Here is a 13,366-nt window from a genome sequence, read left to right on the forward strand (position 1 = left end):
CTTTCATTGTAATTGCTTTTAACTAATAAAAAAGCTGTGATTAAAGTGCAATCTATCACTTTAACCACAGCCTTATCTATTAAATTATACGTATAATGGATGTTTGTCAGTTAATGCTGTTACGCGAGCTTTCGCTTCAGCCTTGACTGCTTCATCTTCTGGATTTTTAAGAACCGTAGCAATAATTGCTCCAACTTCTTTCATGTCCTCTTCATTGAAGCCACGAGATGTTACTGCCGGTGTACCAATACGGATACCAGAAGTTACGAATGGAGATTCTGTATCGTAAGGGATTGTGTTTTTATTTGTTGTAATGCCTACTTCATCAAGTGCATGCTCTGCTACTTTTCCTGTTAAGCCAAGAGATTTCACATTAAGAAGTAACAAGTGGTTATCCGTACCACCAGAAACAATTTCAACACCTTCTGCAATTAATACTTCTGCTAAAGCTTTAGCATTAGCTTTAATTTGTTTTGCATACTCTTTGAATTCTGGCTGTAATGCTTCACCGAATGCTACAGCTTTTGCAGCGATTACGTGCATTAATGGTCCACCTTGGATACCTGGGAATACAGATTTGTTAAGCTTTTGCTCCCATTCTTTCGAAGCAAGGATTAGACCACCACGTGGGCCACGTAATGTTTTATGTGTTGTAGATGTTACAAAATCAGCGTATGGCACTGGTGATTGGTGCTCACCAGCAGCTACTAGACCAGCGATATGTGCCATATCCACCATGAAATATGCTCCTACTTCATCAGCGATTTCACGGAATTTAGCGAAATCGATTTCTCGTGGATATGCAGATGCACCCGCAACAATTAGTTTTGGCTTATGCTCTAACGCTTTTTGGCGTACATCTTCATAATCGATTACTTGAGTATCTTTTGTTACGCCATATTCAACGAAGTTATATAGAATCCCTGAGAAGTTTACAGGAGATCCATGTGTTAAGTGACCGCCATGAGATAAATTCATCCCAAGTACAGTATCACCTGGTTCTAAAATTGTGTGGTATACAGCCATGTTTGCTTGTGCACCAGAGTGTGGTTGTACGTTTGCATACTCTGCTCCAAAGATTTCTTTCACACGATCACGTGCGATATCTTCCACAACATCTACGTGTTCACAGCCACCATAGTAGCGTTTACCTGGATAACCTTCAGCATATTTATTTGTTAGAACAGAACCTTGTGCTTCCATTACTGCTTCAGATACAAAGTTTTCTGATGCGATTAACTCAATATTTGCTTGTTGACGTTTTTTTTCCGCAAGAATTCCGTCTAATACTGCTTTGTCTTGTACTGCTAATTTTTCGTATGCCATGTTTGAAAAAGCCTCCTAAGTATAATCGTTATTTGTATACCACTGATTTCAGAGGTAATTTTATTTATATACTGCACGCTCTCCGCCAATCAGCTTTGGACGTGTTGTTGCAATGGTAACAACTGCTTCTCCTACCATCCGCACAGAAGTACGAACTGGAACAGCTACTGCTTTTAAATGCATACCTATAAGTGTTTGACCAATGTCAATACCTGCATTTGCTTGCACAGATTCCACAACAACTGGATTTGTAAATTGCGTAAACGCATAAGCAGACATCGAGCCACCTGCTGTACGAACTGGTACAACGGTTACTGGCTCATAACCAAATTGGTCTGCAGTTGTTGCTTCCATTGTAATAGCACGATTAATGTGCTCACATCCTTGGAACGCTAGATGTAGTTGATGTTTCTTTGCAAATACCTGCAACGGCTCAAAAATCGCCTCTCCAATTTCAAGCGCGCCTGCTGTGCCAATTTTCTGACCAATCACTTCAGATGTCGAGCAGCCTACAACAAAAATAGTATTTGGTCGTAGGGTTACCTGCTCTTCAAATTCACTGAGTAACTGAGTCAAATGTGTTCGTATTTGTTGTACAACCACTATGCTCAGCCCCTTTTTATTCTAATATTTATGTCCAACAGCTAAAAAGCACTCTTTGACGAAACTTTCTAGCTTAGGACATATGTTAACAAACTTAATTGCTTTTCTTATTGCTCAAGCTCTGAGATTTTTTCAATGCGTCGCGTATGACGACCACCTTCAAAATCTGTTTCAAGCCATACTTTAGCGATTTCACGTGCAAGGCCTGGCCCAATAACACGCTCACCCATTGCTAAAACATTTGAATCGTTGTGGCAACGCGTTGCTTTTGCACTAAATAAATCATGTACTAAAGCACAACGAATCCCCTTAATTTTATTTGCAGCAATAGACATACCAATGCCTGTACCACAAATTAAAATACCTTTATCAAATTCCCCGCTAGCAACACCTTCAGTAACTGGTTTTGCATAATCAGGATAGTCTACTGAATCCGCAGATTGTGGACCAAAATCTTCGTAGCTAATATTTAGCTCATCTAACAGCTGCATAATCTCACGACGTAAATTATTGCCTCCGTGATCAGAAGAAATTGCTATTCTCACTGGGTTCCCTCATTTCGAAATTATAGTCAACACTAGTGTACCACTTCTATCTCAATATTAACATGATTTTTCTTGCATTTTTATGCTGATTTCTCCTAAAAGACGAACATTTATTGTAAGCACGCACAAAATTATTCACCTTTAAACTCATTTTCCTGAGGATATTGTGAATATCATGTTGATAAATTCGGATAATAGTCTTTTGTTGTAATATTCTATCTTCTGAAGTTTTTTTAGCTTTGCAATTGCAGTGGACATGCTATATCAATATTTTTTCTATGTATTACCAATAGTTAGTATTACAGAGAGGTTTTATGCAAAATGCGAGTGTGGCGTAAAGATGTGAGGCTTTCTTAGTTTGATGTACTATCCGTCGGTTCGGCTGTTCTTTCCGTCGTTGCTGCTTTTCTTTCCTTCGCTTGGTGGACTTTCCTTCGTTACTGTTCTTCCTTCCGTCGGTTCTCATTCTCAATCCGTCGCTTCGGCTATTCTTTCCGTCGTTGCTGCTTTTCTTTCCGTCGCTTCGCGGGCTTTCCTTCGTTGCTGCTCTTCCTTCCGTCGGTTTCCTCTCTCCATCCGTCGCTTCGGCTGTTCTTTCCGTCGTTGCCGCTTTCCTTTCCGTCGCTTGGTGGGTTTTCCTTCGTTGCAGCTCTTCCTTCCGTCGGTTCCCATTCTCCATCCGTCGCTTCGGCTCTTCTTTCCGTCTTTGCCGCTTTTCTTTCCGTCGCTTCGCGGGCTTTCCTTCGTTGCTGCTTTTCTTTCCGTCGCTTGGTGGACTTTCCTTCGTTACTGTTCTTCCTTCCGTCGGTTCTCATTCTCCATCCGTCGCTTCGGCTCTTCTTTCCGTCGTTGCTGCTTTTCTTTCCGTCGCTTCGCGGGCTTTCCTTCGTTGCAGCTCTTCCTTCCGTCTGTTTCCTCTCTCTATCCGTCGCTTCGGCTCTTCTTTCCGTCGTTGCCGCTTTTCTTTCCGTCGCTTCGCGGGCTTTCCTTCGTTGCAGCTCTTCCTTCCGTCGGTTCCCATTCTCCATCCGTCGGTTTCCTCTCTCCATCCGTCGCTTCGGCTGTTCTTTCCGTCGTTGCCGCTTTTCTTTCCGTCGTTGCCACTTTTCTTTCCGTCGCTTCGCGGGCTTTCCTTCGTTGCAGCTCTTCCTTCCGTCGGTTTCCATTCTCCATCCGTCGCTTCGGCTGTTCTTTCCGTCGTTGCTGCTTTTCTTTCCGTCGCTTCGCGGGCTTTCCTTCGTTGCAGCTCTTCCTTCCGTCTGTTTCCTCTCTCCATCCGTCGCTTCGGCTGTTCTTTCCGTCGTTGCCGCTTTCCTTTCCGTCGCTTGGTGGACTTTCCGTCGTTGCAACTCTTCCTTCGTTGCAGCTCTTCCTTCCGTCGGTTTCCACTCTCCATCCGTCGCTTCAGCTGTTCTTTCCGTCGTTGCCGCTTTCCTTTCCGTCGCTTGGTAGACTTTCCGCCGTTACTGCTCTTCCTTCCATCGCTTTGCCTATTCTTTCCGTCATTCGGTGCGTTATCCATCACTTCCGCTCATCTTCAATCCGCCACGATCATCTCTACAGGCACTATGTACAAACCTTCATATAAAATATAAAAAACTGTAGCAAACTCGGACCTCATCCGAGTTTATCTACAGTCTAAAATCTTCATATTTATGCTTGTCTATCAAATTGTTGAATCATCTTATGCAGTTCTTCTGATTGTTGCTTTAAGCCTTCTGCTAATTTTTCTACTTGCTCAATTGCGAATGCTTGTTCTTCTGCCGCACTACGAACTTCTTGTGCACCTGCTGACGTTTCCTGAGCAATTGCTGCAACTTCTTGTGATTGACGAGCAGTTGTTTCAATATTATGCATTTGCTGTTCAATTAGTGTAGAGATTTCTACAATCGATGTCGCCATTTCATGAACACTTGAAGACATTCCCTCTACTGCAGTCGTAGTTTCTGATACTCGCGCAGCTTCTTTTGTCGCAAATGCCACCTGTTGATTCATTTGTTTTACAACAATTTCAACGTTTTGTTGCATGGATTGAATAAGGGAAGTAATGCCCTGTACTGCTTTCGCACTTTCATCAGCTAAACTACGAACTTCTTCAGCTACAACAGCAAAGCCTTTGCCATGTTCGCCAGCACGAGCTGCTTCAATCGAAGCATTTAAAGCTAGTAAATTTGTTTGTGCTGCGATATCGCCAACTAAGCTAATGATGCGTTCTACCTGTCCAGCATTTTCTTCTAATAGACGGATACTTTCTAATGCCTCAGTATTGCCAGCCGCGATTTGCTGAATACTGTTCACTAACGTTTCAATCGCTGTTGTTGTTGTCGTCAAATTATGTAAAATCTCTTTAGATTGCGTTGCTGATGCCTCTGCTCTACTATTGACTTCTGTCGCGAGAGCTCGTACATCTTCAATTGCTTCAGCTGTATCTTGAACTGCCGTTGCAGATGTCTCGGCACCAGAAGAAATATGCTTTACTGTATAAGCAATATTCTCTGCTTTTTTTGTTGCAACGGCTGCTTCATCAGATAGTTGGATAATTGATTGATTGGTTTGTTGGAAGTTACTATCTATGCTTTCCACCATTCCTCTTAAGTTTAACACCATTTGTTGGAATGCCTCTGCAACAGAACGAATTTCATCATTTGTTTTAGGCATTTCTACATCCTGTCCAATTTTCCCTTCTGCTACTCGTGAAGCTGAGTTTTCGAGCTGCTGTAAAGGTTTAATTAAAATTACACTGAAAACTGCAGCCAAAATGCCTGACCATACTATCCCTGATACGTAAGTAAAAATTTCAAATAGTTTACGATCGATATCTGGGAAAAAGGTAGGTTGTAAATATTCGATAAATATAAAACTAATACTGTAGGTGATTAGTGCAAGAATACTAACAAATAATACTAGTTTAAGTCGTAAGCCAAACTTTTTATTCATAGCGACCCTCAATTCTCTTCTATTTTTTTTACCAATCGTTCTACCAATTCTGTTAATTCTGCAAATGTTTCTATATATATTTCTTTACTACCACCATAAGGATCTACAACATTTCCTCCGCTACCTTCACTTGTATACTCTTTTAAAGTAAAGACTTTTCTTTCTGCATTTGGATAATTAGCGATTATTGTATCCCTGTGAGCTGTAGTCATTGTTAAAATTAAATCAGCCCACTCCATTTCAGCTATTGATAATTGTGTTGCTAAATGCTGATGCGTCATATTTGCTTCATATAATACTTGTTGTGCATGTGCAGACATTTCCGCATTTGGCATGGCATAAATACCAGCTGAACGGACCTCAACATCAGCCATTTGTTTATGTTTTAAAATAACCTCTGCCATTGGACTGCGACAAGTATTCCCAGTGCAAACAAATAGTATTTTCATACTTATCACCCTCCACGTTTTTCTCTATTGTCGGATAGCTAGGAAACCCATAATGATAAAAAAAACCCCTGTAATGATTTGAAATTTATTGCCGAGTAAAACCTGACTTCTATGTGCAATGACTAATGACCCATAAGAGCAAATAAGTGCACTTACACCTGCGCTTAACATAAATACTGTTTTCTCTAAGTTTAGCATACCAAAAGAAACACTTACTGAAAAGGCATCTAGGCTTGCAGTCACAGCTAAAAGTATTGGTGAAATTGTCACCCTTTCATTTCTTCGCGAAAATAACAATAAATGTAAGCCCATGCAAAATAATAATATACTCGAAATCCATTGTCCCCATTCTAAAAGGAAACGTACTAAATAGTTTCCTAATTCGAAGCCTAACAACGGGAACAGCATATGCAAAGCAGCTGTCCAAACTGATAAAAAAAATCGATATCTAACATTTGGTATTAATACATATAAACCAATCACATCTACAGACGTTAATATACCTGCAAGAATCCCCTGCAAGAAAGCACTCCTTCGCTCTCTAATATTTTATCATTTTATGCTCGAAAATACAGTATTATCATATTACATTTTACTTACAAGTAGGTGTTAAAAGTCACTCCAAAAATGAACAATCACCATCATTTATAGTAAAAACTTTCTAGGCTCGCTACAGCTATTACTCAGGTAAAAAAGTCTAAGCAGATTTTATCCCGCATTAATGGCAGTATTAGATCTGTGCCAAACACTTGTAGCTGATGCTATACTTTCGTTATATAAAACAATCATTAAAGCTTCACTTTATCTCCAATACAAAAATAGCATGCCAGAAGTAGCTTCTAGCATGCTATTTTATTTACGGAGTATACCATTTTCCTCCAGCTGCTTTCTCAAGACGATTCATAATTGCAGCCCCTACACCTTCAGTCGATGTAGTAGTCGCCAGGATAATTGTAGCTGTTGTTTTATCGCAAGCTCTTAGAGCATGATACAATGTCGCACCCATTTCTTCTTTACTACCGGCCTCTCCTACCGAGAAATAAAAATCAGCCTCGCTGTCAACAAAGCTAGCTGGTGCAAGTAACGCTACTTTATGCCCTTGTTTTTGTAATTGATGTACAGCCTCATGTACTTTCTCCAAATTACATTCAATTAATAGTACAGGGGCGTTAGGAGCATAGTGTGTATATTTCATACCAGGGGCTTTTGGAGTAGCTTCTAATTTCTGCTCTATTTTTGAAGGTTGAAGTACTTGACCAATCTTAGCCTCTAACATTTCCTTCGTAATTCCGCCTGGACGCAAAATTACTGGAGGTTCGTGTGTAACATCTAACACTGTAGATTCGAGTCCAATCCCAGTAGAGCCTCCATCTAAAATATAAGGTATGTACCCTCCCAAATCATCCTGAACATGTATTGCTTCTGTAGGACTTGGCTTTCCACTACGATTAGCACTCGGCGCAGCAAGTGGCTTTTTTAATTGTTGAAGTAAGTCGAGCGCAACTGGATGATCTGGCATACGAATGCCGACAGTCGATAAACCAGCTGTCACACTTTCTGCCAGCACATTTGGCTTTGCAGGCATTACAAGTGTCAGTGGACCCGGCCAAAATAAATCCATGCATTTTTTGGCTACTTCAGAAATATGCTCTATATAAAGTTCAACTTCCTCTTTCGTGCCAATGTGGACAATTAGCGGATTGTCAGAAGGACGACCTTTTGCTTCGAATATCTTTTTGACTGCAGTGTCATTCGTTGCAACAGCCCCTAGGCCATAAACCGTTTCTGTCGGAAATGCCACGACCTCACCCGCATTTAAGATATCCACAGCTTGTGTATAATTTGTCTGACTATTCACATTACTGTCCACAATCTTGCAAACGGTTTCCATAATTAAAACCTTCCTTCAATTATTCGTTTTTACTGAATTATCCACATAATGTTTATAACTTATTAAAAATTGTGCATAAGTTATCTGAATTCGTGAACAATTCATTCAAAAAGACCTTTAATCCATTCCCATATAAAAAATGTAACTTGTTCCTTCTCTTCTTTTACTTCTTCTTTTACTTCTTCTTTCGCTTCTGCTTTAGTAGGCTCACAAATTGATGGGAATACGCTACACCACCAGTTATCACCACGTGCATCACCGATTTTCACGACAATCGATTGATATAAATTTTGTGGATAAAGTACAGCGTCCTTTCGCTTTGGCGGAAATAAGTTATCCCCAATTACAACTTGTGTATGCAGCTGTGGATAATTTTCTTTTATTTCTGTTTCAATTTCTTGTTTTAATGAAAGTATTTGCTCGTTATCCACAGTTTTCGGTCCAGCACTAGCTACTAATCGATTAAAATAGGGCTTTAAATTTTTGACAAGCTCCTCTTTTTCATGCTGATCCTGAGTCGTATTGCTATTAGCAATAACGCGTATACGAAAATCATTTTCTTGTTCCTGATTGATAGACTCTTTCGCAAAACCTACTAATGATGGAATATATAAAATACATAATTGTAAAGCAATCGCAATAAATACTAATCTCGCAAAAGCTAGAAAAATATTTCGTTTAGGTAATCTAATAATCTTGTATTCGTTTAACATAAAAATCCCTCCTTGCTCAACATTGTTGGCAAGAAGTAGATACTTTATACATGAATTTCACAAAAAATCATTCGAGGCTTACCATTTATATCTTTTTCTATCGAAATTGTAGCCTGTGGAAAACTATTTTTAAAGAATTGAGCCACCTGCTCCCCTTGTGTATAACCGATCTCAAGACCAATGAGCGCTGGTTTATTCATAAGGGGCGGAAGCTGCTCAGCCAACTTTCTATATAAAATAAGTCCGTCTTCTTCTGCAAAAAGCGCACTATGCGGTTCATGCTCTAGCACGGTACTTGACATCTCTTTCGCCTCTTCAAAAGCAATATACGGTGGATTCGATAACACGATATCAAATTTCTCGCCTGCCAGAGGCTTCGTTAAATCCCCTAGTCGAAAATCAATATCCGCCGCTAATCTTTGAGCATTTCTTTGTGCTGTAGTTAAAGCAGCTTCGGATAAATCAGTGGCTACGACCATTAGCTCTGGACATTCTAGCTTCATAGAAATAGCAATTGCACCACTACCAGTTCCGATATCTGCAAGCTTCACTGTTTGATCATTAAATATTTTGTTCATACGATTAATTGTTCCAAGCACTAATTCCTCGGTCTCAGGTCTAGGAATAAGTACTGACTCATCGACAATAAATGAACGGCCATAAAATTCTTCACTACCGAGGCAATACTGTACAGGTCGTCCACTCGCATGCTCTTCGATGAGTTCTTGAAATTTTTCTTTTTGTTCAGCTGTTAATACGTCTTGAAGGCGTAACATGACTTCTGAATAGCTAGTGCCAAGTATATGCTGCATGACAATACGTGCTGCCGTTTCCTCACGACCATTATCCACTAAAAAAGAAGAAGCCCATTGAAGGGCCTCCATTACATTATTATAGGTCATCATTTAATCGCTCTAACTTTGATGCTTGTTCCTCTAAAATAAGCGCATCAATGATTTCGTCTAGTCTACCTTCGACGATTTGATCTAGTTTTTGAATCGTTAAACCAATACGGTGGTCTGTCACACGGTTTTGTGGATAATTGTATGTGCGAATACGCTCAGAGCGATCGCCCGAACCTACAGCTGATTTACGTGTAGCATCGATTTCCTTTTGCGCTTCTTGCAGATACATATCAGCAACACGAGCACGTAGAATTTTCATTGCTTTTTCACGGTTTTTAATTTGTGATCGTTCATCCTGCATCGATACAACAACACCTGTCGGTAAGTGAGTCATACGCACAGCTGACATCGTTGTATTTACCGATTGACCACCTGCACCAGAAGATGCAAATGTATCTACTCGGATATCTTTTTCATGGATTTCAACATCTACCTCTTCAACTTCAGGTAAGCAAGCTACTGTCGCTGTTGATGTATGAATTCGCCCTTGAGATTCTGTTGCAGGTACACGTTGTACTCGGTGTGCACCATTTTCAAATTTGAATTTTGAATATGCACCTTGACCGTTAATCATAAAGATAACTTCTTTATAGCCACCCATTGCATTTGGAGTAGCTTCCATTACGTCAATTTTCCAGCCTTGTGTCTCAGCATAACGAGAGTACATACGGAATAAATCTCCCGCAAAAATATTCGCCTCGTCTCCACCCGCTGCACCACGAATCTCCATAATAACGTTTTTATTATCATTAGGATCTTTTGGAATTAATAGAATACGTAAACGTTCTTCTAACTCTTCTTGCTGTTCTTTTAGTAGGTTGAATTCTTCTTTCACCATCTCATGCATATCAGGATCTTTTTCACTATCTAACATTTCACGTGTATCAGCTAATTGCTCTTTTACACTTTTATATTCACGATAAGCATCTACAGTTTCCTGGATATCTGATTGTTCCTTGGAATATTCACGTAATTTTTTACTATCATTCACAATATCGGGATCACTTAAAAGTTCTGTTAACCTTTCGTAACGATCCTCCACTGCTTGTAATCGATCGAACATTGGATTTCACCTCTATTTAGTTTTTTATGACGTTTGCTCTTTTTAACAATCATTACTGAAAAGAGAAACGTTCATCAGAATTACGCTAAAGCGCGTAAGGATTATTTATGAACTTTCTATATTTCCACTACTTAGTATAAGGAAATTTCCGCATGTATGCTACTTTTTCTTAGTTCTATCAACTGAAGCTCTGTGCATTATAGCGGCGGATGCGCGTGACATTTTCGACAAACAGGATAGTATGAATCATTTCCGCCAATTTGAATTTGATCACCTGTATAAACAGGCTTTCTACTTTCATCAACACGTAAATTCATAGTCGCTTTTTTATGACAGAACCAGCAAATCGTTTTCATTTCCTCAATTTTATCTGCATATGTAAGCATGTACTGACTGCCTTCAAATAACTCATTTTGGAAATCGTTTTTTAGACCGAAGCCCATGACCGGAATATCTAACTCATCTACGATATATGCTAACTGCAAAACATGCTCTTTTTTTAGAAATTGTACTTCATCAACAAGTACACAATATGGTTTTACAGCATTGTTTTTTACTAGCTCAAAAATATTTGTATCGTCATTAACAGGAATGGCTTGTTGACGTAAGCCTACTCGACTTGAGATAAAGCCTACTTCATCTCGCGTATCTATGCCTGGTGTAAACATCATTACAGGTTTTTGTTGTTCTTCATAGTTATGTGCAACTTTTAGAATTTCTATGGATTTACCACTATTCATTGCACCGTGTTTAAAATATAGCTGTGCCATTTTGTCTTCTCCCTTTCTTCATGTCGATCTGGATACTGAAAAGACTCGCATCAACGTATTTAACTTCTTTCAGCTACAGAAGTCTCTCACCTTTATAGATGGTGACGCAATTATGCCGTTACACAATTGATTTTACTGAAAAAAATACCTGCCAAGCACATGCTTGGCAGGTATTAAACTAACATTAGTTTTTAAGACCGTATTTTTTGTTGAAACGATCCACGCGACCATCAGTAGACGCGAATTTTTGACGGCCAGTATAGAATGGGTGACATTCGTTGCAGAACTCGACAACGATGTTTTCTTTTACTGAACCAGTTTTGAAAGAATTACCGCAAGAGCAAGTTACTGTTGCTTCTTTGTAATCTGGATGAATTCCTTGTTTCATATTCGTTTTCTCCTCTCGCCCTGAACCATCTGGAACAGAGTATTATCGAACTGTACCTTACATAGCCCGAATATGTCGGCTACATATGTACACGTTGCATACTTTGCAATAATACCATATATAATATACATTTGACAATAGTTTTTAATGTTCGATTAGTATTTTTCATTTAATTTTAAGACATATCAATATAACGTGGGGTTGATATCCGTTCAAACCCGGTGCTTTCCTGATGGCGCACGAGGAGTCGGTCAGCCTCCACCCCTATCAACTCATATAAGTAACTTTTGGTGATGTTATACCAGTATTTAAAAATCACCATCAACTTGTTATAGTCGACGGTGATTCATATTTATAGTAAGCCCTTACCTTTAGTAGCTTTTTTCATATCTTCATTTAACTTTTCAAAAAATTCTTCATTTGATTTTGTCGTACGTAATTTTTTCATGAAGCGCTCCGCAAAATCAGGTGCGTCCGAGAATGTTTTACGAATTGCCCATAGCTTTTCAAGTTGCTCAGGTTCAAGCAGTAGCTCTTCCTTACGTGTACCTGAACGGCGGATATCAAGCGCAGGGAAAATACGACGCTCTGCTAATTGGCGATCAAGATGAAGCTCTAAATTACCTGTTCCTTTAAATTCTTCATAAATGACCTCATCCATACGAGATCCTGTATCCACTAAAGCTGTCGCTAAAATTGTTAAGCTACCGCCTTCTTCAATATTACGTGCAGATCCAAAGAATCGTTTTGGTCTATGGAATGCAGCAGGATCAATACCACCTGAAAGCGTACGACCGCTCGGAGGAATAACTAAGTTGTAAGCTCGTGCTAAACGTGTAATTGAGTCCATTAAAATAATAACATCACGCTTATGCTCAACTAAGCGGCGTGCACGTTCTAACACAATTTCTGCAACTTTCACATGATTTTCTGGAACCTCGTCGAAAGTCGAGCTCACTACATCTGCATTCACAGAACGTTCAATATCAGTTACTTCCTCAGGGCGTTCGTCAATAAGTAAGACAATTAACTCTGCGTCAGGATAATTTGTTGTAATAGCATTCGCGATTTCTTTTAATAAAGAAGTTTTCCCTGCCTTTGGTGGTGCAACGATTAATCCACGTTGCCCAAAGCCTACAGGTGCCACTAAATCCATAATACGAGTCGATAAATTACGTTGAGTTGTTTCAAGCTTAATTTGTCGGTCAGGATATAAAGGCGTTAATGCAGGAAAATGCACACGTTCCTTCGCTACTTCTGGGTCTTCACCGTTAACAGCATCCACCTGTAGTAGTCCATAATAGCGTTCGTTTTCTTTAGGTGGACGTACTTTACCAGATACCTTGTCCCCATTTCTTAGGTCAAATCGACGAATCTGAGAAGCAGAAATATAAATATCTTCTTTGCTTGGAGAATAGTTAATTGGTCGAAGGAAGCCAAAGCCCTCTTGCGAAACAATTTCTAGTACACCTTCCATAAAGAAATAACCCTCTTGCTCCGAACGTGTTTTCAAAATAGCAAATATTAATTCTTTTTTCGTTAACTTGCTATAATATGAAATTTTGTATTGGCGTGCAAGGGCGTAAAGCTCTTTTAACGTCATGTTTTCTAATTGAGCGATTGTCAATGTAGACATATGCACAACTCCAGTCTTTTTCAAAATATAATTGCTGTTTTTGGGGGTATTAAAGAAGTTTTTTACGATAGGCTCTGTAATCTTTTCGTACCTGCCAGCGTTTTCATGCGTAGGTCAGAAATGAAGCAGTATGAATCAAA

General features: G+C 39.5%; 15 protein-coding genes. All 15 read right to left on the reverse strand.

All coding sequences use genetic code 11. The features are described from left to right. Nucleotides 1-84: 84 nt before the first annotated feature. The 15 genes from glyA to rho all read right to left on the reverse strand — a co-directional run bounded on the left by glyA (nucleotide 85) and on the right by rho (nucleotide 13,226). Nucleotides 85-1,326: a serine hydroxymethyltransferase gene (glyA, locus tag JNUCC51_RS08575; protein WP_337991632.1), complete on the reverse strand. Its 1,242-nt coding sequence runs from the start codon at nucleotides 1,324-1,326 to the stop codon at nucleotides 85-87. A 60-nt stretch (nucleotides 1,327-1,386) separates the two neighbouring features. Further along, a complete protein-coding gene (locus JNUCC51_RS08580; protein WP_337991633.1) occupies nucleotides 1,387-1,929 on the reverse strand; it encodes a TIGR01440 family protein in 543 nt (180 codons plus the stop codon). A gap of 107 nt (nucleotides 1,930-2,036) precedes the next feature. Then, nucleotides 2,037-2,474, reverse strand: a complete 438-nt coding sequence (gene rpiB / locus JNUCC51_RS08585; protein WP_049668015.1) for a ribose 5-phosphate isomerase B — start codon at nucleotides 2,472-2,474, stop codon at nucleotides 2,037-2,039. 485 nt (nucleotides 2,475-2,959) lie between these two features. Continuing rightward, complete coding sequence (locus tag JNUCC51_RS08590) at nucleotides 2,960-3,289, reverse strand: hypothetical protein (protein ID WP_337991634.1); 330 nt, start codon at nucleotides 3,287-3,289, stop codon at nucleotides 2,960-2,962. After that, nucleotides 3,286-3,996, reverse strand: a complete 711-nt coding sequence (locus JNUCC51_RS08595) for a hypothetical protein (protein ID WP_337991635.1) — start codon at nucleotides 3,994-3,996, stop codon at nucleotides 3,286-3,288. Before JNUCC51_RS08595 ends, JNUCC51_RS08590 begins: the two co-directional genes overlap by 4 nt. A gap of 131 nt (nucleotides 3,997-4,127) precedes the next feature. Beyond that, on the reverse strand, nucleotides 4,128-5,411 hold the full coding sequence (locus JNUCC51_RS08600) for a methyl-accepting chemotaxis protein (protein ID WP_337991636.1): 1,284 nt from the start codon (nucleotides 5,409-5,411) through the stop codon (nucleotides 4,128-4,130). A gap of 8 nt (nucleotides 5,412-5,419) precedes the next feature. Continuing rightward, nucleotides 5,420-5,860: a low molecular weight protein arginine phosphatase gene (locus JNUCC51_RS08605; protein WP_337991637.1), complete on the reverse strand. Its 441-nt coding sequence runs from the start codon at nucleotides 5,858-5,860 to the stop codon at nucleotides 5,420-5,422. A gap of 24 nt (nucleotides 5,861-5,884) precedes the next feature. Beyond that, a complete protein-coding gene (locus tag JNUCC51_RS08610; protein ID WP_337991638.1) occupies nucleotides 5,885-6,382 on the reverse strand; it encodes a manganese efflux pump MntP in 498 nt (165 codons plus the stop codon). Nucleotides 6,383-6,716: 334 nt separating this feature from the next. Then, on the reverse strand, nucleotides 6,717-7,751 hold the full coding sequence (locus JNUCC51_RS08615) for an L-threonylcarbamoyladenylate synthase (protein ID WP_337991639.1): 1,035 nt from the start codon (nucleotides 7,749-7,751) through the stop codon (nucleotides 6,717-6,719). A 101-nt stretch (nucleotides 7,752-7,852) separates the two neighbouring features. Then, nucleotides 7,853-8,464, reverse strand: a complete 612-nt coding sequence (locus JNUCC51_RS08620; RefSeq protein WP_337991640.1) for a stage II sporulation protein R — start codon at nucleotides 8,462-8,464, stop codon at nucleotides 7,853-7,855. A 44-nt stretch (nucleotides 8,465-8,508) separates the two neighbouring features. Then, a complete protein-coding gene (gene prmC / locus JNUCC51_RS08625) occupies nucleotides 8,509-9,369 on the reverse strand; it encodes a peptide chain release factor N(5)-glutamine methyltransferase (protein WP_337991641.1) in 861 nt (286 codons plus the stop codon). After that, nucleotides 9,356-10,432: a peptide chain release factor 1 gene (gene prfA, locus JNUCC51_RS08630; RefSeq protein WP_337991642.1), complete on the reverse strand. Its 1,077-nt coding sequence runs from the start codon at nucleotides 10,430-10,432 to the stop codon at nucleotides 9,356-9,358. The genes prmC and prfA overlap by 14 nt, the downstream gene beginning before the upstream one ends. Nucleotides 10,433-10,629: 197 nt before the next feature. Continuing rightward, nucleotides 10,630-11,202: a thymidine kinase gene (locus JNUCC51_RS08635; protein WP_197139666.1), complete on the reverse strand. Its 573-nt coding sequence runs from the start codon at nucleotides 11,200-11,202 to the stop codon at nucleotides 10,630-10,632. A gap of 184 nt (nucleotides 11,203-11,386) precedes the next feature. Beyond that, nucleotides 11,387-11,590, reverse strand: a complete 204-nt coding sequence (rpmE, locus tag JNUCC51_RS08640) for a 50S ribosomal protein L31 (RefSeq protein ID WP_053484459.1) — start codon at nucleotides 11,588-11,590, stop codon at nucleotides 11,387-11,389. A gap of 352 nt (nucleotides 11,591-11,942) precedes the next feature. After that, entirely contained in the window at nucleotides 11,943-13,226 is a 1,284-nt protein-coding gene (rho, locus tag JNUCC51_RS08645; RefSeq protein ID WP_337991643.1) for a transcription termination factor Rho, read from the reverse strand. Nucleotides 13,227-13,366: the final 140 nt, after the last annotated feature.

The sequence above is a fragment of the Lysinibacillus sp. JNUCC 51 genome (assembly GCF_015999525.1).
GTDB lineage: Bacteria > Bacillota > Bacilli > Bacillales_A > Planococcaceae > Lysinibacillus > Lysinibacillus xylanilyticus.